Origin of the sequence: Pseudoalteromonas sp. SG41-5, from assembly GCF_014164495.1 — a bacterium.
GTDB lineage: Bacteria > Pseudomonadota > Gammaproteobacteria > Enterobacterales > Alteromonadaceae > Pseudoalteromonas > Pseudoalteromonas rhizosphaerae.
Genome location: NZ_JACJFH010000297.1, coordinates 1 through 401, shown reverse-complemented (window position 1 = coordinate 401; position 401 = coordinate 1). Strand labels below are relative to the sequence as shown.

Here is a 401-nt window from a genome sequence, read left to right as displayed (position 1 = left end):
GCAATCACAATTAATAAATGGATATAGATTATGGACAAGCTCATAAAATCACTCATCACACTTGCTTTAACATTATTTGTAATAGGTTGCTCGTCAACAGGAACAATTGATTACATGGTTGCAGGTGTCGGCACCAAAAATGGCAATGCAATTTGGGGCCGCTCAATAGTATTTGATGATGAGTGGGGGATCCCTTCCGGTGCAATAGAATGCTGTTACGCACAAGCTGGTGGTACGGTAAGTGTTTACGATAAAAAATTCCCAGAAAAAGTAGCCGTTGAATGGTTAGATAAGTCAGAAAATAGAATTTACTTTGGTGAAGTGGCAATAGATAAAAATGGTTATAGGTTAGCTAAAAATTTACCTTCATACACAGCGCATACAGGTAAGGTTTTTAAAGA

1 protein-coding gene is annotated in these 401 nt (G+C 37.4%); it reads left to right on the top strand.

All coding sequences use genetic code 11. From position 1 onward, the window contains the following. Positions 1–30: 30 nt before the first annotated feature. The coding region (locus H5232_RS23705) for a DUF2931 domain-containing protein (protein WP_182768448.1) at positions 31–401 on the top strand (371 nt) is incomplete at its 3' end.